At 71.3% G+C, this 26,235-nt stretch carries 29 protein-coding genes; 18 read left to right on the top strand and 11 right to left on the bottom strand.

Going from position 1 to position 26,235, the window contains the following annotated elements:
• The first annotated feature begins 134 nt into the window (after positions 1 to 134).
• On the top strand, positions 135 to 455 hold the full coding sequence (fdxA, locus tag IM697_RS38195) for a ferredoxin (protein WP_194041143.1): 321 nt from the start codon (positions 135 to 137) through the stop codon (positions 453 to 455).
• Positions 456 to 588: 133 nt separating this feature from the next.
• Positions 589 to 1,707, top strand: coding sequence for a bifunctional succinyldiaminopimelate transaminase/glutamate-prephenate aminotransferase (locus tag IM697_RS38190; RefSeq protein WP_194041141.1), 1,119 nt, complete (start codon positions 589 to 591; stop codon positions 1,705 to 1,707).
• 81 nt (positions 1,708 to 1,788) lie between these two features.
• Here the strand turns inward: IM697_RS38190 and IM697_RS38185 are convergent, their stop codons facing one another.
• Positions 1,789 to 2,283 carry an ATP-binding protein gene (locus IM697_RS38185; protein WP_194041139.1) on the bottom strand — a complete coding sequence of 165 codons (495 nt, stop codon included), beginning with the start codon at positions 2,281 to 2,283 and terminating at the stop codon, positions 1,789 to 1,791.
• A gap of 346 nt (positions 2,284 to 2,629) precedes the next feature.
• A complete protein-coding gene (locus IM697_RS38180) occupies positions 2,630 to 3,607 on the bottom strand; it encodes a VldE C-terminal domain-containing protein (protein ID WP_194041137.1) in 978 nt (325 codons plus the stop codon).
• 96 nt (positions 3,608 to 3,703) lie between these two features.
• Here IM697_RS38180 and dapE point away from each other — a divergent pair, with 96 nt between their 5' ends.
• Positions 3,704 to 4,783 (top strand): succinyl-diaminopimelate desuccinylase, encoded by a 1,080-nt coding sequence (dapE, locus tag IM697_RS38175; protein ID WP_194041135.1) that lies wholly within the window; start codon positions 3,704 to 3,706, stop codon positions 4,781 to 4,783.
• Between the two features lie 99 nt (positions 4,784 to 4,882).
• Positions 4,883 to 5,638, top strand: coding sequence for an LOG family protein (locus IM697_RS38170; RefSeq protein ID WP_194041133.1), 756 nt, complete (start codon positions 4,883 to 4,885; stop codon positions 5,636 to 5,638).
• Between the two features lie 52 nt (positions 5,639 to 5,690).
• On the opposite strand, the gene folP is transcribed toward IM697_RS38170, so the two are convergent.
• Positions 5,691 to 6,551, bottom strand: coding sequence for a dihydropteroate synthase (gene folP, locus IM697_RS38165; protein WP_194041131.1), 861 nt, complete (start codon positions 6,549 to 6,551; stop codon positions 5,691 to 5,693).
• 145 nt (positions 6,552 to 6,696) lie between these two features.
• Between folP and IM697_RS38160 the strand changes: the two genes are divergently transcribed.
• Complete coding sequence (locus IM697_RS38160) at positions 6,697 to 7,047, top strand: DivIVA domain-containing protein (protein ID WP_194050045.1); 351 nt, start codon at positions 6,697 to 6,699, stop codon at positions 7,045 to 7,047.
• Positions 7,044 to 7,631, top strand: coding sequence for a DNA-3-methyladenine glycosylase I (locus IM697_RS38155; protein ID WP_194041129.1), 588 nt, complete (start codon positions 7,044 to 7,046; stop codon positions 7,629 to 7,631). Before IM697_RS38160 ends, IM697_RS38155 begins: the two co-directional genes overlap by 4 nt.
• Before the next feature lie 38 nt (positions 7,632 to 7,669).
• On the opposite strand, the gene chcB is transcribed toward IM697_RS38155, so the two are convergent.
• Positions 7,670 to 8,473, bottom strand: coding sequence for a 2-cyclohexenylcarbonyl CoA isomerase (chcB, locus tag IM697_RS38150; RefSeq protein ID WP_194050044.1), 804 nt, complete (start codon positions 8,471 to 8,473; stop codon positions 7,670 to 7,672).
• Positions 8,474 to 8,537: 64 nt separating this feature from the next.
• Here chcB and IM697_RS38145 point away from each other — a divergent pair, with 64 nt between their 5' ends.
• Both IM697_RS38145 and IM697_RS38140 read left to right on the top strand, forming a co-directional pair.
• Positions 8,538 to 8,702: a hypothetical protein gene (locus IM697_RS38145; protein WP_194041127.1), complete on the top strand. Its 165-nt coding sequence runs from the start codon at positions 8,538 to 8,540 to the stop codon at positions 8,700 to 8,702.
• Between the two features lie 145 nt (positions 8,703 to 8,847).
• On the top strand, positions 8,848 to 9,015 hold the full coding sequence (locus IM697_RS38140) for a DUF3117 domain-containing protein (protein WP_003966491.1): 168 nt from the start codon (positions 8,848 to 8,850) through the stop codon (positions 9,013 to 9,015).
• A gap of 96 nt (positions 9,016 to 9,111) precedes the next feature.
• Here IM697_RS38140 and IM697_RS38135 read toward each other — a convergent pair whose 3' ends face one another.
• Positions 9,112 to 9,744 carry an O-methyltransferase gene (locus IM697_RS38135; RefSeq protein ID WP_194050043.1) on the bottom strand — a complete coding sequence of 211 codons (633 nt, stop codon included), beginning with the start codon at positions 9,742 to 9,744 and terminating at the stop codon, positions 9,112 to 9,114.
• Positions 9,745 to 10,045: 301 nt separating this feature from the next.
• On the opposite strand from IM697_RS38135, the gene sigE reads away from it, so the two are divergent.
• From sigE to IM697_RS38110, 5 genes are all read left to right on the top strand, one after another.
• Positions 10,046 to 10,744, top strand: a complete 699-nt coding sequence (gene sigE / locus IM697_RS38130; RefSeq protein WP_194050042.1) for an RNA polymerase sigma factor SigE — start codon at positions 10,046 to 10,048, stop codon at positions 10,742 to 10,744.
• Positions 10,741 to 11,715: an anti-sigma factor gene (locus tag IM697_RS38125; protein ID WP_194041125.1), complete on the top strand. Its 975-nt coding sequence runs from the start codon at positions 10,741 to 10,743 to the stop codon at positions 11,713 to 11,715. Before sigE ends, IM697_RS38125 begins: the two co-directional genes overlap by 4 nt.
• Positions 11,716 to 11,953: 238 nt before the next feature.
• Entirely contained in the window at positions 11,954 to 13,993 is a 2,040-nt protein-coding gene (locus IM697_RS38120) for a S1C family serine protease (protein WP_194041123.1), read from the top strand.
• 226 nt (positions 13,994 to 14,219) lie between these two features.
• Positions 14,220 to 14,660, top strand: coding sequence for a sec-independent translocase (locus IM697_RS38115; RefSeq protein WP_194041121.1), 441 nt, complete (start codon positions 14,220 to 14,222; stop codon positions 14,658 to 14,660).
• A 226-nt stretch (positions 14,661 to 14,886) separates the two neighbouring features.
• On the top strand, positions 14,887 to 15,555 hold the full coding sequence (locus IM697_RS38110; RefSeq protein ID WP_228044330.1) for a hypothetical protein: 669 nt from the start codon (positions 14,887 to 14,889) through the stop codon (positions 15,553 to 15,555).
• 79 nt (positions 15,556 to 15,634) lie between these two features.
• Here the strand turns inward: IM697_RS38110 and IM697_RS38105 are convergent, their stop codons facing one another.
• Genes IM697_RS38105 through IM697_RS38095 form a run of 3 tightly spaced genes read right to left on the bottom strand, consistent with a single transcriptional unit; the run spans position 15,635 to position 18,693 of the window.
• Positions 15,635 to 16,768, bottom strand: coding sequence for an Mrp/NBP35 family ATP-binding protein (locus IM697_RS38105; RefSeq protein WP_194041117.1), 1,134 nt, complete (start codon positions 16,766 to 16,768; stop codon positions 15,635 to 15,637).
• A 43-nt stretch (positions 16,769 to 16,811) separates the two neighbouring features.
• Positions 16,812 to 17,408, bottom strand: coding sequence for a DUF1003 domain-containing protein (locus tag IM697_RS38100; RefSeq protein WP_194041115.1), 597 nt, complete (start codon positions 17,406 to 17,408; stop codon positions 16,812 to 16,814).
• Positions 17,398 to 18,693, bottom strand: coding sequence for a magnesium transporter MgtE N-terminal domain-containing protein (locus IM697_RS38095; RefSeq protein ID WP_194041113.1), 1,296 nt, complete (start codon positions 18,691 to 18,693; stop codon positions 17,398 to 17,400). The genes IM697_RS38100 and IM697_RS38095 overlap by 11 nt, the downstream gene beginning before the upstream one ends.
• 230 nt (positions 18,694 to 18,923) lie before the next feature.
• On the opposite strand from IM697_RS38095, the gene IM697_RS38090 reads away from it, so the two are divergent.
• A complete protein-coding gene (locus IM697_RS38090) occupies positions 18,924 to 19,670 on the top strand; it encodes a hypothetical protein (RefSeq protein WP_194041111.1) in 747 nt (248 codons plus the stop codon).
• Positions 19,671 to 19,674: 4 nt separating this feature from the next.
• Here IM697_RS38090 and IM697_RS38085 read toward each other — a convergent pair whose 3' ends face one another.
• On the bottom strand, positions 19,675 to 20,193 hold the full coding sequence (locus tag IM697_RS38085) for a hypothetical protein (RefSeq protein ID WP_194041109.1): 519 nt from the start codon (positions 20,191 to 20,193) through the stop codon (positions 19,675 to 19,677).
• Between the two features lie 33 nt (positions 20,194 to 20,226).
• Positions 20,227 to 21,342 carry a magnesium and cobalt transport protein CorA gene (locus IM697_RS38080; protein WP_194041107.1) on the bottom strand — a complete coding sequence of 372 codons (1,116 nt, stop codon included), beginning with the start codon at positions 21,340 to 21,342 and terminating at the stop codon, positions 20,227 to 20,229.
• Positions 21,343 to 21,849: 507 nt separating this feature from the next.
• Between IM697_RS38080 and IM697_RS38075 the strand changes: the two genes are divergently transcribed.
• The gene (locus tag IM697_RS38075) at positions 21,850 to 22,434 is read left to right on the top strand and encodes a suppressor of fused domain protein (RefSeq protein WP_194041105.1); all 585 of its coding nucleotides are present in this window, start codon (positions 21,850 to 21,852) and stop codon (positions 22,432 to 22,434) included.
• 41 nt (positions 22,435 to 22,475) lie between these two features.
• On the opposite strand, the gene IM697_RS38070 is transcribed toward IM697_RS38075, so the two are convergent.
• Entirely contained in the window at positions 22,476 to 23,684 is a 1,209-nt protein-coding gene (locus IM697_RS38070; RefSeq protein ID WP_194041103.1) for an MFS transporter, read from the bottom strand.
• A 145-nt stretch (positions 23,685 to 23,829) separates the two neighbouring features.
• Here IM697_RS38070 and IM697_RS38065 point away from each other — a divergent pair, with 145 nt between their 5' ends.
• The 3 genes from IM697_RS38065 to IM697_RS38055 all read left to right on the top strand — a co-directional run bounded on the left by IM697_RS38065 (position 23,830) and on the right by IM697_RS38055 (position 26,221).
• Positions 23,830 to 24,471, top strand: a complete 642-nt coding sequence (locus IM697_RS38065) for a DUF6758 family protein (RefSeq protein ID WP_194041101.1) — start codon at positions 23,830 to 23,832, stop codon at positions 24,469 to 24,471.
• A gap of 217 nt (positions 24,472 to 24,688) precedes the next feature.
• The gene (locus tag IM697_RS38060; protein ID WP_194041098.1) at positions 24,689 to 25,546 is read left to right on the top strand and encodes a PHP domain-containing protein; all 858 of its coding nucleotides are present in this window, start codon (positions 24,689 to 24,691) and stop codon (positions 25,544 to 25,546) included.
• A 69-nt stretch (positions 25,547 to 25,615) separates the two neighbouring features.
• Complete coding sequence (locus IM697_RS38055) at positions 25,616 to 26,221, top strand: MarC family protein (RefSeq protein ID WP_194041096.1); 606 nt, start codon at positions 25,616 to 25,618, stop codon at positions 26,219 to 26,221.
• Positions 26,222 to 26,235: the final 14 nt, after the last annotated feature.

Here is a 26,235-nt window from a genome sequence, read left to right as displayed (position 1 = left end):
GTTCACCCCTCCTGTTCGGATCATGCCCAAGAACGGAGATACTAGGGGCGGGCATCGACGACGCCGCGCTCCCGCGCGCCAGGCGGCGGAGCCTACGGAGGCCCGCCAGCGCCCTATCGAGGAGGAACGACAGCGTGACCTACGTCATCGCGCAGCCTTGTGTCGACGTGAAGGACAAGGCGTGCATCGAGGAGTGCCCGGTCGACTGCATCTACGAGGGCTCCCGGTCCTTGTACATCCACCCGGACGAATGCGTCGACTGCGGAGCCTGTGAGCCGGTCTGCCCGGTCGAGGCGATCTTCTACGAGGACGACACTCCGGAGGAGTGGAAGGACTACTACAAGGCGAACGTCGAGTTCTTCGACGAGCTCGGCTCCCCCGGCGGCGCCAGCAAGCTGGGCCTGATCGAGCGCGACCACCCCTTCATCGCCGCGCTGCCGCCGCAGGCCGGGTAATCCCCGCGGGCGACCCGCGCACAGCGCGCCGCCTCGGTCCCGTACGGCCTGATCGCCTTGATCACCGTACGGGACCGAGGCGTCGCCGTATCCGGTAGTACCGGCGGCCGTACCAGAAAGTGAGCCAGATCCCGTGTCCGCAGTCTCCGAGCGCCTTCCGACCTTTCCCTGGGACAAGCTGGAGCCGTACAAGAAGACGGCCGCCGCGCACCCGGACGGCATCGTCGACCTCTCCGTCGGCACACCGGTCGACCCGGTCCCCGAGCTGATCCAGAAGGCCCTGATCGAGGCGGCGGACTCCCCGGGCTATCCGACGGTCTGGGGCACCCCGGCGCTGCGTGACGCGATCACCGGCTGGCTGGAGCGCCGCCTGGGCGCCCGCGAGGTGACCTACCGCCATGTGCTCCCCGTCGTCGGCTCCAAGGAACTGGTCGCCTGGCTCCCCACCCAGCTGGGCCTCGGCCCCGGCGACAGGGTGGCCTACCCGCGCCTGGCGTACCCCACGTACGAGGTGGGCGCCCGCCTGGCCCGCGCGGACTACGAGGCCTATGACACGGAGACATTTGCGGCTACCGCCGCGGGGACGGAGCTGGACCCGCGGGGCCTGAAGCTCCTGTGGCTGAACTCCCCGTCGAACCCGACGGGCAAGGTGCTGTCGAAGGAGGAGCTGACCAGGATCGTCGCGTGGGCCCGGTCGCACGGCGTCCTGCTCTTCTCCGACGAGTGCTACCTGGAGCTGGGCTGGGAGGCCGACCCGGTCTCGGTGCTGCACCCGGATGTGAACGGCGGCTCCTACGACGGCATCGTCGCGGTGCACTCCCTGTCCAAGCGCTCGAACCTGGCGGGCTACCGCGCGGCGTTCCTGGCCGGCGACCCGGCCGTCCTCGCCCCCCTTCTGGAGATCCGCAAGCACGGCGGCATGATGACCTCGGCGCCGACCCAGGCGGCGGTCGTCGCGGCCCTGGGCGACGACGAACACGTCCGCGTCCAGCGCGACCGCTACGCGGCCCGCCGCAAGGCCCTGCGCGAGGCCCTGGAGGCCCACGGCTTCCGCATCGAACACAGCGAGGCCAGCCTCTACCTCTGGGCCACCCGGGACGAGTCCTGCTGGACCACCGTCGCCCACCTGGCCGACCTGGGCATCCTGGCGGCCCCCGGCGACTTCTACGGCGAGGCGGGCGCCCGCCACGTACGCGTGGCGTTCACGGCGACGGACGAGCGCGTGGCGGCGGCGGTACGCAGGCTGGCGTAACCCACGCGCGCACACGAAAGCCGACGGGGCCCAGGGAAATCTCCCTGAACCCCGTCGGCTCAAGCCAGGCGCAGCCCAGCGTCAGCTGACCGGAAGCCCCTGCACCGGCAGTCCGGTCGACGGCAGCCCGCCCTGCGTGGCCGAGCCGGCCGCGTCGCCGAGGACGGAGCCGACCGAGCCGGCCACGCCACCCGCGGTCTCCTGCGCGGCGGCGGCGCGCTCCTTGGCGACCTTGCCGCCGGTCTTGGTCACCTTGCCGCTGGCCTTGGCGGCGGTCGGCACCGCCTTCTTCGCGGCCTTGCCGCCGGTCTTGGTCACCTTGTCGCCGGCCTTCGTCGCGGTCGGCAGCGCCTTGTCGACCGCCGTGTCGACGGCACCACCGGCGATCCCGGTGGCGTTCGCGGCCGCGCCGTCGACGACAGTCGTGCCGTCCAGGGCGGTCAGCCCGCCGACCTTGGAGGCGTCGGGCAGTTCGGGGGCCGCGCTGGCGGAGCCGGCCGCACCGACCCCGGCAGCCGCTCCGGCAGCGACGAGCAGCGCGGCACGGGCGATCCGGCGGGTCAGGGGGAGGGACATGATGCTCCTTCGACGGGTGTGTCGGATAAGAACGATGAAGTGTCCGACCACGCCCAGCAGTTGACCGACTGGCTGTTGATCTCCGGGCTCGGACGCAGTGACTACCGCTCGAAGCCCGCGAAGGTTGCGGCGCGCCAACGTAAAGAGTTGGCAATGCGTCGCATTATCGCCTGCGGATAAAAACGGGCAAACCGCATCCCGTTCAAAAGTGTGCGGAATCCTTACAGCTCTTTGTTCTCAAGGCTTTTGACGGATTCATGGATGACCGCGCGAAAACCTGCCCAGGCCGTCGCCGCCCGACACGTCGACCAACCCGTGGGGGTGACCTGTCGAACTGCCGCGCGTACTACGCAGCCGTCACGATGCGGACCGAACCCGAGCCGCTCCCGGCCCCCGGGGCGCCCGGCGCGGTGATCGGGCGCCACTGGCTGTCGGTGTTCCCGGCGGTCCACACCCGCCCGGCGTACGACACCCGCTTGATGTGCAGATCGGAGGCGTTGGCCACGGCCCAGTGGGCCAGCTGCCACCCGCGTTCGGTCGCACTGCGCCCGGCGCCGGCGTCCTCGTCGGTGGGGACCGGCAGTACGACGGTCCGGTCGTCCTGCTTGATCACGGACGGGGTGGGCGAGGCCGCGGCCTTCGCGCCGCCCACCTCCGCCGCGGCCGGCTGCAGCGCGTCGCGCCCGAAGTCCCGCAGCAGGGCGTCCCGTACCGAGTCCGCCCCCGCGGCCAGGGTGGCGCCGGGGCGCCCCTCGCAGGTCAGCGTGGCCGCCGAACGCCCGGTGAGCGCGGCGGCGAGCAGTGTCGCGCCCGGCTCGTGCTTGGCGTACGCCTCCGGGAAACCGCTGCGCTGAACGCGCTGTGCGGCGACGGTGAGGGGCAGCCGCAGGTAGTCGGGGACCTTGACCAGGTGCTCGTAGAAGATGCCCGCCGAGTAGATCGGGTCGAGGATCTCCTCCTGTGTGCCCCAGCCCTGCGAGGGCCGCTGCTGGAACAGGCCCAGCGAGTCGCGGTCGCCGTGGTCGATGTTGCGCAGCCCCGACTCCTGGAGCGCGGTGGCGAGCGCGATCGTCACGGCCCGCTCGGGCAGCCCGCGGCCGGTGCCGACGGCGGCGATCGTCGCCGCGTTCACCGCCTGCTCCGGCGTGAACTCGTATCTGGCCGCGTCCCCCTTGCCGGACACGACGTCACAGCCCGGGGCTCCCGTGCCTCCGGTGACGTACTGCACCACGAGATAACCCGCGACGGCGAGCAGGACCATGAAGGCCGCCCCGCTGCGGAGGAGGCGGCCACGGCGCTTGGGAGAAGGTGACGGCTCTGGCACGCCCTACAAGGTAGCTGAGGTTACTGGGGAGTATGAGCGCTGTGGAAAAACGGTGGGAAAAGTGGGGCGACGGCCTGGCGCGTTAGGGTCGGCACCATGGCCGACACCTCCCTTGACCTCACGCTGGACGCCGCGAAGCTCACCGCGCAGCTCGTCGACTTCCCCTCCGTCAGCGGCACCGAACAGCCCCTCGCGGACGCCATCGAGACCGCCCTGCGCGCCCTGCCGCACCTCACGGTCGACCGGTACGGGAACAACGTCGTGGCCCGCACGAACCTCGGCCGGCCGGAGCGCGTGATCCTCGCCGGGCACATCGACACGGTGCCGATCGCGGACAACGTCCCGTCCAGGCTGGACGAGGACGGGGTCCTGTGGGGCTGCGGCACCTGCGACATGAAGTCCGGCGTGGCGGTCCAGCTCCGCATCGCGGCGACGGTCCCGGCCCCCAACCGCGACCTGACCTTCGTCTTCTACGACAACGAAGAGGTGGCCGCCGACCTCAACGGCCTGCGGCATGTGGCCGAGGCCCGCCCGGAGTGGCTGGAGGGCGACTTCGCGGTGCTCCTCGAGCCGTCGGACGGCGAGGTGGAGGGCGGCTGCCAGGGCACGCTCAGGGTGCTGCTCAAGACCAGGGGCGAGCGCGCCCACTCCGCGCGCGCCTGGATGGGCTCGAACGCGATCCACGCCGCGGCGCCGATCCTGGCTCGCCTGGCGTCGTACGAACCGCGATACCCGCTGATCGACGGCCTGGAGTACCGCGAGGGCCTGAACGCGGTCGGCATCTCGGGCGGCGTGGCGGGCAACGTCATCCCGGACGAATGCGTCGTGACCGTCAACTTCCGCTACGCACCGGACCGCACGGAGGAGGAGGCCATCGCGCACGTCCGCGAGGTCTTCGCCGACTGCAGGGTCGAGGAGTTCGTGATCGACGACCACAGCGGCGGCGCGCTCCCGGGCCTCTCCCACCCCGCGGCGGCGGCGTTCATGGAGGCGGTCGGAGGCACCCCCCGCCCCAAGTACGGCTGGACGGACGTCTCCCGTTTCTCGTCCCTGGGCGTCCCGGCGGTCAACTACGGCCCCGGCAACCCGCACTTGGCGCACAAGCGGGACGAGCGCGTGGAGACGGCGAAGATCCTCGCGGGCGAGGAGCGGCTGAGGGCGTGGCTGACGGCGTAGCGCAGGGCGCTTCATGGCGGACATGCCCACGTCCCCCGTCCGTAACCCGCGTGGATCTACGCTGAGGTGGAAAGACCCGGCAAGCGGAGGGAGCGCTACATGGCTACCGGCAACCCCGAGGGCAAGAGGCCACCGGAGGAGCAGCGGCTGGGACCGGTCCTCAGGCGGCGCGGCCAGGTGACCGCGAGCACCACGGACCAGCGGCTGCTGGACGCGGGCGGGCCCTCCGACTGGGTCCACACGGACCCCTGGCGAGTCCTGCGCATCCAGTCGGAGTTCATCGAGGGCTTCGGCACCCTCGCCGAACTCCCCCCGGCGATCAGCGTGTTCGGCTCCTCGCGCACACCGGTCGACTCTCCCGAGTACGACGCCGGAGTGAAGCTCGGCCGAGGGCTGGTCGAAGCCGGCTGGGCGGTGATCACCGGCGGCGGGCCCGGCGCGATGGAGGCGGCCAACAAGGGCGCGTGCGAGGCGGGCGGCACATCGGTCGGCCTCGGCATCGAGCTGCCCTTCGAGCAGGGCCTCAACCCGTACGTCGACATCGGCCTGAACTTCCGGTACTTCTTCGTCCGCAAGATGATGTTCGTCAAGTACGCCCAGGGTTTCGTGGTCCTCCCCGGCGGCCTCGGCACCCTCGACGAACTCTTCGAGGCCCTCACCCTCGTCCAGACCCAGAAGGTCACCCGCTTCCCGATCGTCCTGTTCGGCAGCGCGTACTGGGGCGGCCTGGTCGACTGGCTCAACAACACCCTCGTGGCCCAGGGCAAGGCCTCGGAAAAGGACCTCCTCCTGTTCCACGTCACGGACGACGTACAGGAGGCGGTCGCCCTGGTCTCGAAGGAGGCGGGCCGCTAGCCCGCACCAGCCCGTCCGGCGGTTGAGGGGCGGCGGGGGCGAGGAAAGGCTCCTATGCCAACCCCCGCCGCGCGACCGCCGGCCGGCGATGCCCCGCGATCGACGCCACCATGTCCAGCACCTGGCGGGTCTCCGCCACCTCGTGCACCCGGTACACCTGCGCCCCCAGCCACGCGGAGACCGCGGTCGTCGCCAACGTCCCCACCACCCGCTCCTTCACGGGCTTGTCCAACGTCTCCCCGACGAAGTCCTTGTTGGACAGGGACACCAGCACCGGCCACCCCGTCTCCACCATCTCCCCCAGCCGCCGAGTCGCCTCCAGGCTGTGCCGGGTGTTCTTCCCGAAGTCGTGCCCGGGGTCGATGAGGATCGACTCCCTCGGCACCCCCAGCGCCAGCGCCCGCTCCGCCAACCCCACGGTCACCCGCAGAATGTCGGCCATGACATCGTCGTACGCCACCCGATGCGGCCGAGTCCGGGGCTCCGCGCCCCCGGCATGCGTACACACCAACCCCACCCCGTACCGCGCGGCGACCTCCGCCAGCCCGGGATCGACCCCACCCCACGCGTCGTTCAGCAGATCCGCCCCCGCCTCGCACACCGCCGCCCCCACCTCGGCCCGCCAGGTGTCCACGCTGATCACGACATCCGGAAACCGCCGCCGCACCTCCGCCACGAACCCGACCGTGCGCCGCGCCTCCTCCTCGGCGGTCACCTCTTCCCCCGGCCCGGCCTTGACCCCACCGACGTCGATGATCGCCGCACCCTCGGCCACGGCCTGCTCCACGCGCGCGAGGGCCGGCTCGTCACGGAACGTCGCCCCTTGGTCGTAGAAGGAGTCCGGGGTCCGGTTCACGATCGCCATGATCACCGGCTCGTGCGCCTCGAACTCGCGCCTGCCCAGCCTGAGCATCCCCTGTGACCTCTCCTTGAGCGTCCTGGTACGTCCTGGCCTTCGGGCCGCCTGCGACCCTAACTGTCAGAGTCGCATGGCACGATCGGACCCTGACACACTCGACCGCACGCATTCACCGACCGTGGGGGCCACAGCGATGGTTATGTTCCTGTTCCTGGTCGTCGCGCTGGCCGTCGTGGTCGCCGCGGTGACCCTCGCCGTGGTGGGCGGCGGCGAGGGCGACGGCCCGCTGCCGGAGGCCGTGCCCGAGCGCCTCGAGGACCCGCTGCCCCCGGACCGCCCGGTCGACCGCGCCGACGTCGAGAGTCTCCGCTTCCCGCTGGCCGCCCGCGGCTACCGCATGGCCGACGTCGACGACGCCCTCAGCCGCCTCGGCGCCGAGCTGGCCGAGCGCGACGCCCGGATCGCCGACCTGGAGTCCGCGCTGGCCGGGGCCCGGTCGTCGGCCGGCCATGTCTCCATGGACAAGCCCGCCCAGGAGGACCAGCAGTGAGTGACGGCACGGCCCTCGCGGGCCCGGACGGCGCCCTGCGCTGCCCCTGGGCCCTGTCCACCCCGGACTACGTGGCGTACCACGACGAGGAGTGGGGCCGCCCGGTCCACGGCGACGACGCGCTCTACGAACGCCTCAGCCTGGAGGCCTTCCAGTCCGGCCTGTCCTGGATCACCATCCTGCGCCGCCGCCCGGGCTTCCGTACCGCCTTCGCGGGGTTCGAGATCGCCAAGGTCGCGACCTTCACCGACGCCGACCGGGACCGCCTCCTCGCCGACGAGGGCATCATCCGAAATCGGGCCAAGATCGACGCGACCCTCGCCAACGCGCGCGTGCTGGCCGACTGGGCCCCGGGCGACCTGGACGAACTGATCTGGTCCCACGCCCCGGACCCGGCGACCCGCCCGACCCCGAAGAGCCTGGCGGACGTCCCGGCGGTCACCCCGGAGTCGACGGCCCTGTCCAAGGCCCTGAAGAAGCGCGGCCTGCGCTTCGTGGGCCCGACGACGGCATACGCCCTGATGCAGGCGTGCGGCCTGGTCGACGACCACCTGGAGACCTGCGTGGCGAGAAGCGCCCCTTAAGGCGCGTCGGCAGGCGTGACGGCAGGCGCCGGCACAGCTCATCGGCCCAGGTACTTCGGCTTCTCCTTGTTGACGAAGGCCTGCACGGCGATCGCGTGGTCCTCCGACGCCCCCGCGCGCGTCTGCAGCTCGTCCTCCTTCTCCAGGGTCTCCTCGAGGGAGTGCGACAACCCGAACGCCATCGCCTCCTTGATCGCCCCGTACGCCACCGTCGGCCCCCCGGCGAGCGCCCGCGCCACCTTCTCGGCCTCCTCGCGCAGCGACCCCGCGGGTACCAGCCGGTTCGCGATCCCCAGCTCGTACGCCTCCTGGGCCTTGATGTTCCGCGGGAAGAGCAGCAGGTCGGCGGCGCGGCCCGGGCCGACGACGCGCGGCAGCGTCCAGGAGATCCCGGAGTCCGCGGTCAGCGCCACCCCGGCGAACGAGGTGTTGAAGGCCGCCGTGTCCGCCACCACCCGGTAGTCCGCCGCGAGGGCGAAGCCGAAGCCGGCCCCGGCCGCGACCCCGTTCACCCCGGCCACCACCGGCTTCCGCATCCCGGTCAGTGCCCGCACGATCGGGTTGTAGTGCTCGCGGACGGTGCTCATGGTCTGCCCCGAGCCGGTCTCCCGGTCCGCCGCCAGCAGCCCGATGTGCTCCTTGAGGTCCTGGCCCACGCAGAACGCCCGCTCCCCGGCCGCGGTCAGCAGCACGGCCCGTACGGCGTCGTCGCCCGCCGCGGCCCGGACCGCGTCCCGCAGAGCGACCTTGGCCGCGATGTTCAGCGCGTTCATCGCCTCGGGGCGGTTCAGCGTGATCGTCGCGAGTCCGTCGCTCACCTCGTAGAGCACGGTGTCGGCCATGGCGTATCCCCTCGGGTCGCGGATCGGGACGTACTCGTCGGTACGCACTTGTCTGAAGGACAGCATGGCGGAGATCACCGACAACGGCCCTGACCGGACGTGTGACCTGCGTCAAAGAATGTGTGTCCGGTTTCGTTCGGCCGAAGTGCGTGCGGTGGCGCAGTATCGCAGTCACATCGCCGAATTGAGTGGTTTTGCTCGCGCGCGTTGCCCAAGCGATGCCGACTGATGTTGGTCATCGGGTCCTGAGATGCGGGATAATGGCTTGGAAGCAATGTGTTCGATGCCGGTGTCGCGTGTCTCATGCCAGACACGCGTGCCCTCCATGGGGCCGTCGGCTTGGCGATGAGCTGGTTTCAGGAAGGGGAACGAGCATGGCGGCCATGAAGCCGCGGACGGGCGATGGCCCGCTCGAGGTGACCAAGGAGGGGCGGGGCATCGTCATGCGCGTTCCGCTCGAAGGCGGCGGTCGGCTCGTCGTCGAGCTGACCCCGGACGAGGCCGACGCGCTCGGCGACGCCCTCAAGAAGGTCGTCGGCTGAGGCGGCAGCGACCCTACCCTTTCGGCGGCCCCGGCATCGCACATGGTGCCGGGGTCGCTGTATGTGCCGGGTCGCTGTACTTCGCCCGTCAGGCGCTCACCGCTTGACGGCGCACAGCAGCCCGTCCCCGACCGGCAGCAGCGACGGCACCAGCTCCTGGCTCTCGCGCACCGCGCGCAGCAGCTCCCGGATGCGTATGACCTCGGTGGGCTGTGGGCCGGAGTCGACCGTGCGGCCGTTGGCGAAGACGCCCTCGAAGACGACGAGGCCACCCGGACGCAGCAGGCGCAACGATTCAGCGAGATAGTCGAGGAACTCCAGCCGGTCGCCGTCACAGAAGACGAGGTCGTAGCCGGCGTCCGCGAGACGCGGCAGGACGTCCAGGGCGCGGCCCGGGATGAAGCGGGCGCGGTTGCTGGCGAAGCCGCAGGCGCGGAAGGCCTGGCGGGCGAACTGCTGGTGCTCCGGTTCGGGGTCGACCGTGGTCAGGACGCCGTCGGGGCGCATGCCGTGCAGGAGGTGGATACCGGAGACGCCGGTGCCGGTGCCGATCTCCGCGACCGCCTTCGCGTCCACGGTGGCGGCGAGCAACCGCAGCGCGGCGCCCGTGCCGGGCGACACCGAGCGCAGCCCCGCCTCACGGGCCCGGTCCCGGGCCCAGCGCAGGACGTCGTCCTCGGCGACGTAGGCGTCGGCGAACGCCCAGCTCGTCTGCCGGTTGCCGGTAATGGCCCTCTCCTGTCCCCGTGGTTGCCTGGGCGTGACTGTATCCGTTGCGGGCGGGAACCCGCAGATGGGACCGGGCGTTTAGAAGGGTGGGAAGACGAGCGGGGGGACACAGTTGGATCACGATGACGGGCAGGGCCGCGAGCAACTGCAGACGCAGGCGCACCAGCCGTGTCAGCCCAGATCAAATTCTCGTAAAACCGCTTATCCGGAGCTAACGGGCGAGGTGGCTATGGTAGGGGCTCCACTGGACACCACCAGAGCCGACAGGGGAGGTGCGGCTGCGCCTGTGGATCGGGGAGGAGTGCTGCGGCGCTTCCTCGGATCGGCGGGCAGGCCGAAATCCGTGAACGACACCGCTGACCACAGCCACGCCGGCGACTACGCCCAGACCGCGACCTTCTCCAGCGACGCGGACGGGCAGGCGTGGACTCCGCCCACCTGGGAGGAGATCGTCAGCACGCACAGCGGCCGCGTCTACCGACTGGCGTATCGCCTGACCGGCAACCAGCACGACGCCGAGGACCTCACCCAGGAGGTCTTCGTCCGTGTCTTCCGCTCGTTGTCGACGTACACGCCGGGCACCTTCGAGGGCTGGCTGCACCGCATCACCACCAACCTCTTCCTGGACATGGTCCGCCGCAAGCAGCGCATCCGCTTCGACGCGCTGGGCGACGACGCCGCCGAGCGGCTGGCCAGCAAGGAGCCGACGCCGCAGCAGATCTTCAACGACGCGCACTTCGACGCGGACGTCCAGCAGGCCCTCGACACCCTCGCGCCCGAGTTCCGCGCCGCGGTCGTCCTGTGCGACATCGAAGGACTGTCGTACGAGGAGATCGCCGCGACCCTCGGGGTCAAGCTCGGCACCGTCCGCTCCCGTATCCACCGGGGCCGCTCGCAGCTGCGCAAGGCCCTCGCCCACCGCTCCCCGGAGGCGCGCGCCGAGCGCCGCTCCTTCGTGCCGCGTGTGGCCGCGCTGGGAGGAGGGGGCGCGACCGCGTGAGTGGCTCCCGACCCAACCCCGCCGAACGGCTCCTGGCCGAGCAGCACCTGGGTGACCGACTCTCCGCCCTCGTCGACGGAGAGCTCGGTCATGAGGCGCGCGAGCGCGTCCTGGCCCATCTGGCGACGTGCGCCAGGTGCAAGTCCGAGGTCGACGCCCAGCGCCGGCTGAAGAACGTCTTCGCGGAGGCGGCCCCGCCGCCCCCCTCCGAGAGCTTCCTGGCCCGCCTTCAGGGCCTCCCCGGGGGAGGTGACCCGGACGGCGGTGGCTCGCCGCTGGGCGGGGGAGGCTTCGACGGACTGTCCGGACGACCTGGCCCCACCGGCGTCTTCGGCGTGAAGCGGGGCGACCGCTTCGAGTTCGGATACGTTCCCTCGCGTGCGCACGCCCCGGCGCTCCCCGCCGCGGACCGTGGCTTCCGCACCCACCCCGTGGGCCGTCATGACGCCGACCGCTCCGCGTCCTCGCGCATGCGGTTCGCGTTCGTCGCGGCGGGCGCGGTGTCGCTGGCCGCCATCGCGCTGGGCGGTGTCACCTCCAGTGCGCCGACCGACGCGGAGGCCCGCGGCGGTTCGGGGTCCGGCAGCAATGTGACACCGGCGCGGACACCGGGCACCGGCGCCGCGACGACACCCGAGAACCAGCGCCGCCGCACCCCCGGCCCGCTGCTCGCCCAGGGACAGGGCCAGCGCTCGCTCGACACCCCGGCGGCCTCGACCGAGGTGTCGGCCCCGCTGCTGCCCGGGATGCCGGCCCAGCCCGCCGACCAGGAGATGCACACCCTGACGGCACCCGTGGTGGCCGGCGCGGCCGCCATGTCCCCGTTGATACGCCCGCTCAGCGCGACCCCGCCCCTCACCCTGACCGCATGGTCCGAGGACGCCGGGATCGCCGCGACCCCGGGCCTGCTCGCCGCACCCGTCTCCGACGCGCCACCCTCACCTTCCGGCTCCCCGAACGCCGACCGCTGACCGGCCTCTGCGCAGCGGCCCACGAACCTGATTGAATCCAGGGTGGGCCGTGCGCTGTGCCGGTGGGCCGGGCGCGGGGGAAGTGGAGCGCGACAGCGCAGAGTTGAGTAGGCGTTCGGGTGCGGGGACGGGACGGTGGCCTGCCCGGCCGGACTCCGGCCGTGTCCGTTTCCTCGGACGGGGCTCAGAGCGAAGCGTCCTGCTCGAGCAACGGGTCAGCAGGAGTGGGAAGCAGAACATGGACGAGGCCAAGCCCGCGAAGGCGAAGTGGTGGAACCGCCCCCGGTTGCAGGGTCCTTCGGGCCGGACGGAGGGGGCGGAGCAAACGCCGGGCGCGGCACCAGCACCCGGCGGAGACTTCGAGCTGGCGCGGCCGACAGGGAGCGGCGCGGCGGGCGACGGCCCGGCTTCGGCCGACGGCGACTTCGAGCTTCGGCCCGCCGCGAGTGGCGACGGTCGTGATGTGGCCCCCGAGGGGGACTTCGAGCTGGAGCGGCCGACTGGAGTGTCGGCGCCGGCTCCTTCGGCGGCCGACGTCGAGACGGCTGCGGACGATGCCGGTGCCGTGGGTGCCGTGACCGCGGAATCCGCCGACCGCACCGCCTCCGCCCCGGCGGCCCTCGTCGAGGACCACCCCAAGCCCCTGCACGACCCCGACCCCTACAGCACCCCGCCCTACGGCGAGCCCGGCCCCTGGGCACCCGCCCCGCCCGTCCAGCACCCCGCGACGACGCCGGCCCAGGGGACGGCCGTACCGATGCCGCCCCCGCCCGCTCAGCCCGCCCCGGCGCATCCGGCGCCCATGCCCTCCGCAGCGGCACCGGCGGCCCCTGCGGTCGGCGTATCCGCCCCTGTGCCGGCGCAGGCCACCGCCGCACCCGCGCCCGCACCGAACCCGACGGCCCCGGACGCTCCCGTCCCGACGCCGCCCCCAGGTGTGCCCACCCAGGAGACGCCCCCGGCCCCGGCCCCGGTACCGACCACGGCCCCGGCCCCGGTCGTCACCATCCCCGCCCAGCCGACGCCCCTTCCCTCCACCCCCACCGACCCCCCACCCCCCGCCAACCCCTGGCAGAACTACGACCCCTGGGCCCGCCCAGCCGCCCACCCCACCGCCCCCCTCCAGCAGAACGGCGCCGCGGTCGCCACCGAGGGGCAGCGGCGCAAGCGGGCCAGGAAGGTGCTGCTCGTCGGTGCGCTGCTGCTCGCGCTCGTGTCGGGGGGCGTCGGTGGTGTGGTCGGGGCCCATCTGGAGCGCACCGGTGGTGTGGGGGACGTCGAGCTGCCGCAGACGGGTGCCGCCGAGTCCGTCGGGCGGGCGCCGGACAGTGTCGCCGGGATCGCCGCGCGTGCCCTGCCGAGTGTGGTCACGCTGCATGTGAGCGGGAGCGCGGAGCAGGGCACCGGCACCGGCTTCGTGCTCGACGACCGGGGCCACATCCTCACCAACAACCACGTCGTGGAGCCCGCCGGCGACGACGGCGAGATATCCGTGACCTTCCACAGCGGTGACACCGCCAAGGCCACCGTCGTCGGACGGGACGGCGGCTACGACCTCGCGGTCGTGAAGGTCAGCGATGTCACGGGGCTCACGCCGCTGCCGCTCGGCAACTCCGACAACGTCCGCGTCGGCGACCCGGTCGTCGCCATCGGCGCCCCGTTCGACCTGGCGGGCACCGTCACCTCCGGCATCATCAGCGCCAAGGAGCGGCCCATCACGGCCGGCGGCGAGAGCGGCGACGCGAGCGACGTGTCGTACGTGGACGCCCTGCAGACCGACGCGCCCATCAACCCCGGCAACTCCGGCGGCCCCCTCCTCGACGCCCAGGGCCATGTCGTCGGCATCAACTCCGCGATCCGGTCCGCCGACAGCGGCTCCGAACTCGACGGCGGCCAGGCCGGTTCGATCGGCCTCGGCTTCGCCATCCCGGTCAACCAGGCCAAGCGCGTCGCCGAGGAGCTGATCAACACCGGCCGGGCGACCCACCCGGTCATCGGCGTCACCCTCGACATGGACTACACCGGGGACGGCGCCCGCGTCGGCACCAAGGGCAGCGACGGCGGGCCCGCGGTGACCAGGGGCGGACCCGGTGACAGGGCCGGCATCGAGCCGGGCGACGTCATCACCCAGGTCGACGGCCAGCGCGTCCACTCCGGCGAGGAACTCATCGTCAAGACCCGCGCCCACCGCCCCGGCGACCGGCTCGAGCTGACCCTGGAGCGCGGCGGCGAGGAGACCACGATCTCGCTGACGCTGGGGTCCTCCAGCGGTGACTGAGCGGGCGCCGGACTCACATGAACCTCACAGCGGGCCTCGTGTCGGCACCCCACAGGTGCTCCGACAAGGCAAACAACCCGGAAAACCGCACGCCCACCCGCATTCGGAGGCCTCGGGACAGTACCGGTCGTAGCGGATCGCCGGGTACCGTGGATCCGGCCCGGACCACGGAAGACCACCCAGACCGCGGAGGGCCGAGGACCGAGGACATCGCAAGGAGCTTCAGGTGTTCAATGACATAGGACCGCTCGAGCTGGTGACGCTCATCGTCCTTGCCGTGCTCGTCTTCGGTCCGGACAAGCTCCCCAAGCTCATCCAGGACGCCACGCGGACGATCCGTAAGATCCGCGAGTTCTCGGAGAGTGCCAAGCAGGACATCCGGCAGGAACTCGGGCCGGAGTTCAAGGACTTCGAGTTCGATGACCTCAACCCCAAGAAGTTCATCCGCAAGCAGTTGGACAACGACGACCTGGGGCTGAAGGAGATCCGCAACGGCTTCGACCTCAAGAAGGAGATGGCCGAGGTCACCGACGCCGTCCACGGCCATGAACCGGAGTCCTCGTCGTCCTCCGGCTCGTCCGCGCCCTCCGGCGGCAGCGTCGACATGACGAAGAAGAGCGAGAAGCCCGGCGACGAGCGCCCGCCCTACGACGCCGACGCCACCTGAGCCGTACGAACACGGGAGCGGACACCGCTCATACGTGACGCTTCTCATACTCCGCCCGGGTCGCGCGCGGCCTGAACCCGCCCTTCGTGCGCCCCACGCGCCGGGCGTTTCCCTGCTGCTCGAAGCGGTGTGGCTATGCTGCCGAGTTGTTGTGCGGACCGGACGAGTACGCCCGAAGGGGGGCGGGCCGGGCTGGTCCGGCGAGAACGAGGAGGCGTCCGGGCACATGGAGACGACGAGTCAGACGACGAGTCGCGCAGTCGCGCAGGAACCGGCCGCGGAGAACGGACAGCAGGTCCCCTCCGCCCGGCGCACGGTCGACGGCTACCTGCTGGCGCCCTTCCCGTGGTACGGCCTCGACGAGGCCTTCACGGGGCCGCGCTGGCTGATGCAGGTCGGCACGGCGGCCGACGGGGCCGTGGAGCACGGCTCGATCGGGCACGGGGAGGAGCCCTCCGTACGGAACGAGGCGACGGAGGACCGGGAGAAGTTCGCGGTCGTGGTGACCGTCGCCGCGAATCCGTCCCGGCGGAGCGCGGACGGCACGGGGCTGCTGGAGGCCACGTCGGTGTCCTCGGCGGCGTGGCTCGCGGGGGTGGGGCTGCTGACGTTCACGTGGCCGGGGCAGATGGACCACTCGCTGCGCGACGACTGGCTGGAGCAGCAGACGGAGACGGCGTGGGCGCTGGCCGACGATCTCGCCGGGCCGGCGTGGTCGACGCTGTCACTGCCCGTGGACGGGGTGCCCACGCCCTTCCACTACCGGGAGTCCGAGTTCGGGTGGGTGCTGGCCGGGTCGACCCAGGCGGGGGTGCACGTGGGGGCGTACGGGAGAGGGATGAGCGCGTATGGGCTGGGCTTCGCGGTGATCAAGGACATCGCGGCCTACGCCTAGGTACCGCTCCGCGCGAAGACACGGTTACGACGAGGGGGGCGCCGTCGGGTGAGACGGCGCCCCCCTCGTCGTCCGTGCATCAGAACTTGTTGCGCGGCGTGATGCCCAGGGACATGCCCGAAAGGCCCCGCTGCCGTCCCCCCAGCTTCCCCGCGATCGCCCGCAGCGCGGACCCCGCCGGGCTGTCCGGGTCGGTCAGGACCACCGGCTTGCCGTCGTCGCCGCCCTCGCGGAGGCGGACGTCGATGGGGATGTTGCCGAGGACCGGGACGTTCGTGCCCGTCGTGCGGGTCAGGCCGTCGGCGACGACCTGGCCGCCGCCCGTGCCGAAGACGTCGACCATCTCGCCGCAGTGCGGGCAGGGCAGGCCGGACATGTTCTCGACCACGCCGACGATCTTCTGGTGGGTCTGGACGGCGATGGAGCCCGCGCGCTCGGCGACCTCGGCCGCGGCCTGCTGCGGGGTCGTCACGACCAGGATCTCGGCGTTCGGGACGAGCTGGGCGACGGAGATCGCGATGTCGCCGGTGCCCGGGGGCAGGTCCAGGAGCAGGACGTCCAGGTCGCCCCAGTACACGTCCGCCAGGAACTGCTGGAGCGCGCGGTGCAGCATCGGTCCGCGCCAGACGACCGGGGCGTTGCCCGGCGTGAACATGCCGATGGAGATGACCTTCACGCCGTTCGCGGACGGCGGCATGATCATGTTCTCGACCTGGGTCGGACGGCCGTCCGCGCCCAGCATGCGCGGCACGCTGTGGCCGTAGATGTCGGCGTCGACGACACCCACCTTGAGGCCGTCGGCCGCCATCGCCGCGGCCAGGTTGACCGTGACGGAGGACTTGCCGACGCCGCCCTTGCCGGAGGCGACCGCGTAGACACGGGTCAGGCTGCCCGGCTTGGCGAAGGGGACCTCGCGCTCGGCCTGGCCGCCGCGCAGGGCGTTCGCCAGCTCCTTGCGCTGCTCGTCGCTCATCACGTCGAGCGTGACGTCGACGCGGGTCACGCCCTCGACCGCGGAGACGGCGTCCGTCACGCGCTGGGTGATCGTCTCGCGCATGGGGCAGCCGGAGACCGTGAGGTACACGGTGACCGCGACCGCACCGTCCGCCCCGATGTCGACCGACTTGACCATCCCGAGCTCGGTGATGGGGCGGTTGATCTCGGGGTCGTTCACCGTCGCCAGTGCCTCGCGCACCGCGTCTTCCGTAGCCATACCGACGATGGTACGGCGCGGGAGCCATGCGCCGGAAAGCCCGTCACCGGTCGTCTACGTCACGTCCCCGGGACCGGTCTGCCGGGAATACCCCGTGCTCGCGGTGACCGTTGTGCCGCTCCTGAAGCTCCTTCGTCAGATCCTGCAGCTCCGAGCGCATCCAGTCGCGGGTGGCGACCTCGCCGAGGCCGATGCGCAGGGCGGCGATCTCGCGGGTGAGGTACTCGGTGTCGGCGATGGACCGCTCGTTCTGCCTGCGGTCCTGTTCGAGTTCGACCCGGGAGCGGTCGTCCTGCCGGTTCTGCGCGAGCAGGATCAGCGGGGCGGCGTAGGAGGCCTGCAGGGACAGGGCCAGGGTCAGGAAGATGAACGGGTACTCGTCGAACCGCAGGCCGCTGGGTGCCGCGATGTTCCACAGCACCCACACGATGATCACGACCGTCATCCAGACGAGGAACCGCCCGGTGCCGATGAAGCGGGCGATGCGCTCCGAGAGCCGTCCGAAGGCCTCCGGGTCCCACTCGGGCAGGATCCGGCGGCGCGGCGGGCGGGGTTGGTCGAGGCGATTGCGGGGCGCCCGGGAGGACGCGGTGGCGCCCGACGCCGCGCGCTCGCGCGTGCCCTCGCGCTCAGGAGCCATGCGCCGCCACCCCCTCGCCGGTGTCCTCGTCCAGGTGGAACTCCGTCTCCCGCCAGTCGTCGGGCAGCAGATGGTCCAGTACGTCGTCCACGGTCACCGCGCCCAGCAGCGAACCGGACTCGTCGACGACGGGCGCCGCGACCATGTCGTACGTCGCGAAGAACCCGGCGACGACCGGCAGCGCGGCGTCCGGCGCCAGCGCTTCGAGGGCCTCGTCGAGCAGCGCGCTGACCAGCGTGTACGGCGGGTCGCGCAGGAGGCGCTGGAAGTGCACCGTGCCGAGGTACTTGCCGGTGGGTGTCTCGTCGGGCGGACGGCAGACGTAGACCTGGGCGGCGAGGGCGGGGGACAGGTCGGGGTTGCGGACGCGGGCGAGGGCGTCGGCGACGGTGGCGTCGGGGCGCAGGATGATCGGCTCGGTCGTCATCAGACCGCCGGCGGTGTGCTCCTCGTACGCCATCAGACGGCGCATGTCGGCCGCGTCGGCGGGCTGCATCAGGTTCAGCAGCCGCTCCTGGTCGTCCTCCGGGAGCTCACCGAGCAGGTCGGCCGCGTCGTCCGGGTCCATGGCCTCCAGGACGTCCGCGGCGCGTTCCTCCTTCAGCTTGCCCAGGATCTCGATCTGGTCGTCCTCCGGAAGCTCTTCGAGTACGTCGGCGAGGCGGTCGTCGTCGAGGGCGGCGGCGACCTCGGCGCGGCGCTTGGGGGAGAGGTGGTGCAGGACGTTCGCGAGGTCGGCGGGGCGCAACTGCTCGAAGGTGGCGAGGAGGCTCTCGGCGCCCTGTCCCTTCTCCTCCGCCGTGAAGCCGGTGACGGCGGACCACTCGACGGTCAGCGACTCACCCTTGGCCCGCCGCAGCGGCCCGCTCCGGCCGCCCTTGCGTACGAACACCTTGTCGATCTCCCAGTCCCGGCGGGCCGGCAGCTGCTGCACCGACAGATCCAGGACGGTGACCTCCTCGCCGGTCTCGACGAGGGTCACCCGCCGGTCGAGCAGCTCGCCGAAGACGAGGCGCTCGGTGGGGCGCTGCTCGAAGCGGCGGACGTTGAGCACACCGGTGGTGATGACCTGGCCGGACTCGATGCTCGTCACCCGGGTCATGGGCAGGAAGATGCGCCGCCGGGTGGAGAGTTCCACGACGAGGCCGAGCAGCCGTGGCGGGCGCCGGCCGACGCGCAGCACGACGACCAGATCGCGGACACGGCCCACCTGGTCGCCGTTCGGGTCGAAGGCGGCGACGCCGGCGAGGTGCGAGACGAAGATCCGGGGAGCGCCGGCTGCCATGGCTGCGGCTCCTTTGCGTGCGGGGTGTGCAGTGGTGCTGACGCGGCCGCGCCGACCGCGCCGCTTTTGTCGAATTGCCCGCTCGGATGGGCTTCAGGCTAGCCCGTCCGGATCCGGTACGCCCTGGTGAGAGGTCCGGACGGACTGGCTCCGCCTGGGAGGTGACGGGCCGGTACGCTGCGTACGCCGCTCGGGTCACCCGACCTCCACGACAGAAAGGCAGCCCACCTGTGACTGCGATTCCCCAGAGTCGTACTCGCCGGGCCGCGCTGATGACCGCCATCTGCGCCCTGGTCGTGTCGGGAACGGGACTGACGGGATGCAGCGAGGACCCCGACGAGGGCACCAACGGCGTCGGCAAGCTGCCGGCCGCCGAGATCCAGCGCAAGACCCGGACGGCCGCGCGGTCCGCCGAGGCGGTGCACCTGTCCGGGAACGTGGTGACCAGCGGGCGCACCTACAAGCTCGACATGCGGCTCAAGTCCGACGGCGCGACGGGGTCCGTCACCGCGCAGGGGGCCACCTTCCAGCTCCTGCGGATCGGCGAGCAGCTGTATCTGAAGGCCGACGCCGGTTTCTGGAGCGACGCCGGAAACGACGGCAAGGCGGACGCCGGGGCTGTGGACAAGCTGAACGGCAAGTATGTGAAGGTGCCGCAGGGCGACCCGGCGTACAAGAAGTTCAGCGGCTTCACGGACAAGGACGTCCTGCTCGACGGCCTGCTGACGCTGCACGGCTCGCTGGCGACGGACGGCCACCACGAGCAGGCGGGCACCCGCACCATCCGCATCACCGGCGACAAGGGCTCCGGCGGCACCCTGGACGTCTCCCTGGAGGGCGACCCGTACCCCCTGCGCCTGGCCAGGGCGGGCGGCGCGGGCACCCTGACCTTCTCGTCCTGGGGCAAGGACTTCGCCCTGGAGAAGCCGGCCAAGGGCGACACGGTGGACTACGGCAAGCAGCTGCCGACGTCCTGACCGGCTAGCGCCGCCGCTTCTTCGTCTTCTTCAGCAGCAGCCGCGGCAGCCCCGCGGGGATCGGCCGGCGCGTCGTCGCCGGGGACGGCAGCGGCGCCTCGGCCAGGGAGCCGTCCGGCAGCGTCGCGGTGCTGCCCGTCGGCTCCAGGCGCAGCACCCGGCACTCCCGGGCCCAGCGGGACGGCATGGCCTCGCCGTCGGGGGCGTTGAGGCGCTTGCCCTTCAGCTCGGCGACCGTCGCCTCCCACTGCTCCGAGCCCGGCGCGAGCTCGACGACCTTCGCCGACCAGGCGACCAGCCGGCCGCCCTTGTCCTTGCTGCGGACCGTCACCTCGGCCTCGGCCCCGTCGGCCAGCCCCGGCAGCGGCTGCTCGCCCGGACCGTCGCCGATGACACACGCGGCGCCCTCGTGCCACACGTGCCACAGCGCCCGGGCGGGCACCCCGGGCCCCTTGACCCAGATGAGGCCGGACTTCTTCGTGGCCTCCTCGACGAGGGCCTTCTCCAGCAGCTCGCTTGTCATGGACCCCAGCCTATCCAGCGGGATCGGCCCCGGTCAGAGCCAGCCGTTCCGCTTCAGCGTGCGGTGGATGCCCAGACAGATGGTCACCGTGATGCCGAGGACCAGCGGGTAGCCGTACTTCCACTGTGTCTCCGGCATGTAGTCGAAGTTCATGCCGTACACCCCGCACACCATCGTCGGTACGGCGATGATCGCGGCCCACGAGGTGATCTTCCGCATGTCCTCGTTCTGCGCCACGGACGCCTGCGCGAGGTTGGCCTGGAGGATCGAGTTGAGCAGCTCGTCGAAGCCGATGACCTGCTCGTGCACGCGCGCGACATGGTCGGCGACGTCCCGGAAGTACTTCTGGATGTCCGGGTCGACCAGCCGCATCGGCCGCTCGCTCAGCAACTGCATGGGACGCAGGAGAGGCGACACCGCCCGCTTGAACTCCAGGACCTCACGCTTGAGTTGGTAGATCCGGCCGGCGTCCGTACCGCGCGGCGCGCCCTTGCGCCCCGGCGAGAAGACCTCGGTCTCCACCTCGTCGATGTCGTCCTGCACCGCGTCGGCGACCGCGATGTACCCGTCGACGACATGGTCGGCGATGGCGTGCAGCACGGCCGACGGGCCCTTGGCGAGCAGTTCGGGGTCGTCCTGGAGGCGGTGCCTGAGGGCCCGCAGCGAGCCCTGCCCGCCGTGCCGGACGGTGATGAAGAAGTCCCGGCCGGTGAAGCACATCACCTCGCCGGTCTCGACGACCTCGCTGTTGGCGGTCAGTTCGTCGTGCTCGACGTAGTGGATGGTCTTGAACACGGTGAACAGGGAGTCGTCGTAGCGCTCCAGCTTGGGCCGCTGATGGGCCTGCACCGCGTCCTCGACGGCCAGCGGGTGCAGCCCGAACTCGCCGGCGATACCGGAGAATTCGGCCTCGGTCGGCTCGTGCAGCCCGATCCACACGAAGCCGCCGTCGCGCCGCACCTGGCGCATCGCCTCGTGCGGGGTCAGCGGCTTGTCGGTCTCCAGGCGGCGGCCGTCCCGGTAGACGGCACAGTCGACGACGGCCGACGGGGTCGCGGGGTCGCGCGTGGTGTCGTAGGCACCACTGTCCTTGCGCAGCGACGGACGGGCCGGGCGGACCACGGCACGCAGGTCACGAATCATCGACATGAGCAGGCTCCTTCGCAACGGGCAACGAAGCGTGGAGGACCACAGCACGGCTGGAACTGCCCGGAATGGGGACGTCCTGACTTCAGGATGTTTGGCACGTCCACAAAGCGGGGAGCACCGCACCGTTGCGGTGATGGGCTTCGTTGCTGATTCAGATCAGGCCGATCAGGCAAAGCGAAACGAAGTGCTCTTCCGTAGAGGGACGCGAGCGTGAAAGGACGGCGGTCAGCCGGAGCGGAACAGCCGAATCAGCTACATCAGCGGCGGGAAGAGCGAGTGGTACTGCACGGTCGACTTCGATCCATGACAGCCCCACCTCCTCCGGCCGGTCCCTCGTGAGGGACGTTCCATACCCCGTATGGGGTTCCCCGTAGGGGAGTTTCAATCAGCGTCGGGACTCGATCGCGACGCTTCTGCGTGCTGCCCCGAACACCGGGCAAGAGTATCAGCCGACTGAAGTGTCAAGGCGCTGCTTTGCCCGGTACTGACGAGTTCTATGCTCGCGGCATGGCTGATGTTCTTCCTCTGGTCGAGGCCCGGCTGCGCACCGCACTGGGCGAACCGGACGCCCGCGCGGCGGTCACCTTCCTCGGCACGGACCGTATCGAGGTGCTCCGTTTCCAGGAGGGCGACATCGTCCGCTACGCCACGCTCGGCATGTCCGCGCAGCCCATGAACGACCCCACGGCGATGGTCGCCGACCCGGTCAAGGGCCCCCGCGTCGAGCTGGTCCTCTCGGTCCGCTCCGGGCTCGCCGACACCGACAAGGTGCTCCGCCCGCTGGCCGTGCTCGCCGCGTCCCCGCAGGTGGAGGGCGTGATCGTGGCCTCGGGCGCCTCGCTGGACGTCGGTGAGCCGCTGTGGCCCGGCGCCCCCTTCACCTCGGTCCTGGTCGGCGAGCCGGGCGGCCTGGTCGAGGACCTGGAACTCGACGAGCCCCTCGCCCCCGTGCGCTTCCTGCCTCTGCTGCCGATGACGCCGAACGAGGCCGCCTGGAAGCGTGTGCACGGCGCCCAGGCCCTCCAGGAGCGCTGGCTGACGAGCGGGACGGACCTGAGGGATCCCGCCCGCAGGTCCGTCCCGCTGGAGTGAGCGCCGCGTGAGCAACCTCACCAACCGGTGGCTGAAAGTCGTCAGTTGGCGAAGACGGTGACACTGTCCTCGGTGGCGTGCGCCGTCTCCAGCTCCTGAGCCTCGTCGGTGAGCGCCCCGCGCCGTACGACGACCACGAGCGCTCCCGCCACGGCCGTGACCGCCGCCACCACGAACGGGATCCGGACGCTGCCGGTCCACTCCTCGATCCGCGGCGCGAAATAGGGGGCGGCCGCCGCCGCGAACCAGCGCACGAAGTTGTAGCCGGCGCTCGCCACGGGGCGCGGCGCGTCGGAGACGCCGAGCGCCAGCTCCGTGTAGACGGTGTTGTTCACGCCGATGAACGCGCCGGACAGGATCGTGCAGACGACGGCGGTGGTGTGGTCGCCGTAGCCGAGGACCAGCACGTCCACGGCCAGCAGCACCAGCGACCCGCCGAGCACCCTCAGCGAACCGAACCGCTTCTGCAGGCGCGGCGCCACGATCACCGAGGACACTGCGAGCAGCACACCCCAGGCGAAGAACACCGCACCGGACCGGTACGGGCTCATGTCCAGCACGAACGGTGTGAAGGCCAGCACGGTGAAGAACGTGTAGTTGTAGAAGAACGCCGAGACCGCCGCCGACGCCAGGCCGCCGTGGCCGAGCGCCTTGACGGGGTCCAGCAGTGCGGTCTTGCGGGCCGGCTTCGGCTGCTCCTTCAGGAACGCCGCGATGCACAGGAAGCCGACGGCCATCAGGAAGGCCGTGCCGAAGAACGGGTAGCGCCAGCTGGCGTCGCCGAGCAGCGCGCCCAGCAGCGGACCGCACGCCATGCCGAGGCCGAGGGCGGACTCGTAGAGCAGGATCGCCGTCGCGCTGCCGCCGGCCGCCGCGCCGACGATGACCGCGAGGGCGGTGGAGACGAAGAGGGCGTTGCCCAGCCCCCAGCCCGCCCGGAAGCCGACCAGTTCGCCGACCGATCCGGAGGTGCCGGCGAGAGCGGCGAAGACGATCACGAGGGCGAGGCCGAGCAGCAGGGTCCTGCGCCCGCCGATCCGGCTGGAGACGAAGCCGGTGACCAGCATCGCCACCGCCGTGATGAGGAAGTACGAGGTGAAGAGCAGGGAGACCTGCCCGGGAGTGGCGTGCAGGCCGCCGGCGATGGACGGCAGGATCGGGTCGACGAGTCCGATGCCCATGAAGGCGACGACGGACGCGCCTGCGGTCGCCCACACGGCCCGCGGCTGCCGGAGGAAAGTAGATGGCATATACACATATTAAGTTAGGCACGCTAACGATGCAAAGAGTGTGCGGCCTCTTCGCGGCCCCTTCGCGGCCCTTTCACGAACCCGTTCCGCCCGGACGGGTGATCGTCCTTGACGTGACGCAGAAGGGGTAGGACCGTGGGGGCCTATGAGGGGCGAACCCAGTTGCCCGAAGTGTGGTGGCCGGGTCAGGGCTCCCGGACTCTTCGCCGACACCTGGCAATGCGACGTGCACGGCACCGTCCATCCGGTGCAGCCCGTGATCCCACCCAGCGTCGAGGCCCTCGGTGTGGTCGTGCATCGCACGCAGGTGCCGGTGTGGATGCCGTGGCCGCTGCCGATCGGCTGGCTGTTCACCGGGGTCGCCAGCGCGGGCGACGACCGCAGCGGAGGCCGTGCCAGCGCCGTGGCCTGCTCCGGGCCCGGGCCGCTCGGCGGGATGGGCGAGCTGATCCTGGTGGCCGAGGAACTCGGCGTCGGGTTCGGTGCGCGCTACGCCGGCATCGACGGCCCGGATCCGGGGTCGTACATGAACGTCGAGAAGCCACCCCAGGCCAAGGTTCTCGCCGCCGGTCGCCCCACGCCGCTGTGGCATGTGTCGGGCACGCCGGACGACCGTGCCGTGTTCGCGGGGGAGGCGCTCGGGATGTGGCTGTGGGCCGTCATGTGGCCCGAGCAGTCGGGGCTGTTGATGTACGACGAGCTGGTGCTGACGGATCTGCGGGACGCGGGGGCCGAGGTGGAGCTGGTGCCCTGCGGAGCGTTGTCGCCGCGCTTGCTTGAGCCGTAGGGCGCCCAATAGCTCGGGTGCTTGGTGTGGGTGTGCGACTGCGGGTTGTTTGTGGCTGGTCGCGCCCACGCGGCGGAGCCGCATATCGATACAGCCCCGCGCCCCAGGGGGCGTGCGTGTAGGGGGCGCTCATGGCCTGCGGGTGTGACAGGGGCGTTGAAAATGCGGTTATCCTTGAGCGGTCCCTTCCGTGCCGTCCCCGACTGGAGTTCGCGTCGTGCGTATCGATCTGCACACCCACTCCACCGCTTCCGACGGTACGGACACTCCGGCCGAGCTGGTGCGCAACGCCGCCGCGGCCGGGCTGGACGTCGTCGCGCTCACCGATCACGACACCACCCGTGGGTACGCCGAGGCCGTCGCCGCGCTGCCCAAGGGGCTCACCCTCGTCACCGGCGCCGAGCTGTCCTGCCGTATCGACGGCGTCAGCATGCACATGCTGGCCTACCTCTTCGACCCCGAGGAGCCCGCGCTGCTCGCCGAGCGTGAGCTGGTGCGCGACGACCGGGTGCCCCGGGCCAAGGGCATGGTCGCCAAGCTCAACGCGCTGGGCGTGCCCGTCACCTGGGAACAGGTGCTGCGGATCGCCGGCGACGGCTCGGTCGGGCGGCCGCATGTCGCCACCGCACTGGTCGAGCTGGGGGTCGTACCGACCGTGGGCGACGCCTTCACCGAGGACTGGCTGGCCGACGGCGGGCGGGCGTTCGTGGAGAAGCACGAGACCGACCCGTTCGAGGCGCTCCGGCTGATCAAGGGCGCGGGCGGCGTGGCCGTCTTCGCGCATCCCGCCGCCAGCAAGCGGGGCCGTACGGTGCCGGAGGCCGCGATCGCCGAGCTGGCCGCGGCCGGGCTCGACGGCATCGAGGTCGACCACATGGACCACGACCCCGACACCCGCGCTCGGCTGCGCGGGCTGGCGAAGGAGCTCGGGCTGCTGCCGACCGGGTCCAGCGACTACCACGGCAGCCGCAAGACCTGCGTGCTCGGTGAGTACACGACGGACCCCGAGGTGTACGGCGAGATCACGCGGCGGGCCACCGGGGCGTTTCCGGTGCCCGGGGCCGGCGGGGTCTGAGGTCTCTCACCCACAGGTCCGTCTCGACTCACCCGGCGCCGCAGGCTGCCCCTTTCGCAAGGCTCACCCATGTTCGACCTCGCCGTCTTCGGCTCTCTCTTCCTGACCCTGTTCGTCATCATGGATCCCCCGGGGATCACCCCGATCTTCCTCGCGCTCACCGCCGGCCGGCCGGTCAAGGTGCAGCGGCGGATGGCCTTCCAGGCCGTCTGTGTGGCGGGCGGTGTGATCACCGTGTTCGGGCTCCTCGGCCACCAGATCCTCGACTATCTGCATGTCTCCGTCCCCGCGCTGATGATCGCGGGCGGGCTGCTGCTCCTGCTGATCGCGCTCGACCTGCTCACCGGCAAGACGGACGAGCCGAAGCAGACCAAGGACGTCAACGTCGCCCTCGTACCCCTGGGCATGCCGTTGCTGGCCGGGCCGGGCGCGATCGTGTCGGTCATCCTCGCCGTGCAGAAGGCGGACAGCGTCGCCACCCAGGTGTCGGTGTGGTCGGCGATCCTCGCCATCCATGTCGTGCTGTGGCTGGTGATGCGGTACTCGCTGCTGATCATCCGGGTCATCAAGGACGGCGGCGTGGTCCTGGTGACACGGCTCGCGGGCATGATGCTGTCGGCGATCGCCGTGCAGCAGATCATCAACGGGGTCACCCAGGTGATCCAGGGCGCCTGAGCCCCCGTGAGCGC

The organism is Streptomyces ferrugineus (genome assembly GCF_015160855.1).
Taxonomy (GTDB): Bacteria; Actinomycetota; Actinomycetes; order Streptomycetales; family Streptomycetaceae; genus Streptomyces; species Streptomyces ferrugineus.
This window is presented reverse-complemented; position numbering and strand designations above follow the sequence as displayed.

Excerpts from the sequence above, each read along its gene's own strand:
- IM697_RS38105 (WP_194041117.1), bottom strand. The coding sequence starts at position 16,768 with ATGGCTACGGAAGACGCGGTGCGCGAGGCACTGGCGACGGTGAACGAC.
- IM697_RS38110 (WP_228044330.1), top strand. The coding sequence starts at position 14,887 with ATGGAGACGACGAGTCAGACGACGAGTCGCGCAGTCGCGCAGGAACCG.
- IM697_RS38080 (WP_194041107.1), bottom strand. The coding sequence starts at position 21,342 with ATGTCGATGATTCGTGACCTGCGTGCCGTGGTCCGCCCGGCCCGTCCG.
- IM697_RS38120 (WP_194041123.1), top strand. The coding sequence starts at position 11,954 with ATGGACGAGGCCAAGCCCGCGAAGGCGAAGTGGTGGAACCGCCCCCGG.
- IM697_RS38100 (WP_194041115.1), bottom strand. The coding sequence starts at position 17,408 with ATGGCTCCTGAGCGCGAGGGCACGCGCGAGCGCGCGGCGTCGGGCGCC.
- IM697_RS38185 (WP_194041139.1), bottom strand. The coding sequence starts at position 2,283 with ATGTCCCTCCCCCTGACCCGCCGGATCGCCCGTGCCGCGCTGCTCGTC.
- IM697_RS38065 (WP_194041101.1), top strand. The coding sequence starts at position 23,830 with ATGAGGGGCGAACCCAGTTGCCCGAAGTGTGGTGGCCGGGTCAGGGCT.
- IM697_RS38095 (WP_194041113.1), bottom strand. The coding sequence starts at position 18,693 with ATGGCAGCCGGCGCTCCCCGGATCTTCGTCTCGCACCTCGCCGGCGTC.
- IM697_RS38145 (WP_194041127.1), top strand. The coding sequence starts at position 8,538 with ATGGCGGAGATCACCGACAACGGCCCTGACCGGACGTGTGACCTGCGT.
- IM697_RS38070 (WP_194041103.1), bottom strand. The coding sequence starts at position 23,684 with ATGCCATCTACTTTCCTCCGGCAGCCGCGGGCCGTGTGGGCGACCGCA.
- IM697_RS38075 (WP_194041105.1), top strand. The coding sequence starts at position 21,850 with ATGGCTGATGTTCTTCCTCTGGTCGAGGCCCGGCTGCGCACCGCACTG.
- IM697_RS38085 (WP_194041109.1), bottom strand. The coding sequence starts at position 20,193 with ATGACAAGCGAGCTGCTGGAGAAGGCCCTCGTCGAGGAGGCCACGAAG.
- IM697_RS38055 (WP_194041096.1), top strand. The coding sequence starts at position 25,616 with ATGTTCGACCTCGCCGTCTTCGGCTCTCTCTTCCTGACCCTGTTCGTC.
- IM697_RS38160 (WP_194050045.1), top strand. The coding sequence starts at position 6,697 with ATGTTCCTGTTCCTGGTCGTCGCGCTGGCCGTCGTGGTCGCCGCGGTG.
- folP (WP_194041131.1), bottom strand. The coding sequence starts at position 6,551 with ATGCTCAGGCTGGGCAGGCGCGAGTTCGAGGCGCACGAGCCGGTGATC.
- dapE (WP_194041135.1), top strand. The coding sequence starts at position 3,704 with ATGGCCGACACCTCCCTTGACCTCACGCTGGACGCCGCGAAGCTCACC.
- IM697_RS38140 (WP_003966491.1), top strand. The coding sequence starts at position 8,848 with ATGGCGGCCATGAAGCCGCGGACGGGCGATGGCCCGCTCGAGGTGACC.
- chcB (WP_194050044.1), bottom strand. The coding sequence starts at position 8,473 with ATGGCCGACACCGTGCTCTACGAGGTGAGCGACGGACTCGCGACGATC.
- IM697_RS38170 (WP_194041133.1), top strand. The coding sequence starts at position 4,883 with ATGGCTACCGGCAACCCCGAGGGCAAGAGGCCACCGGAGGAGCAGCGG.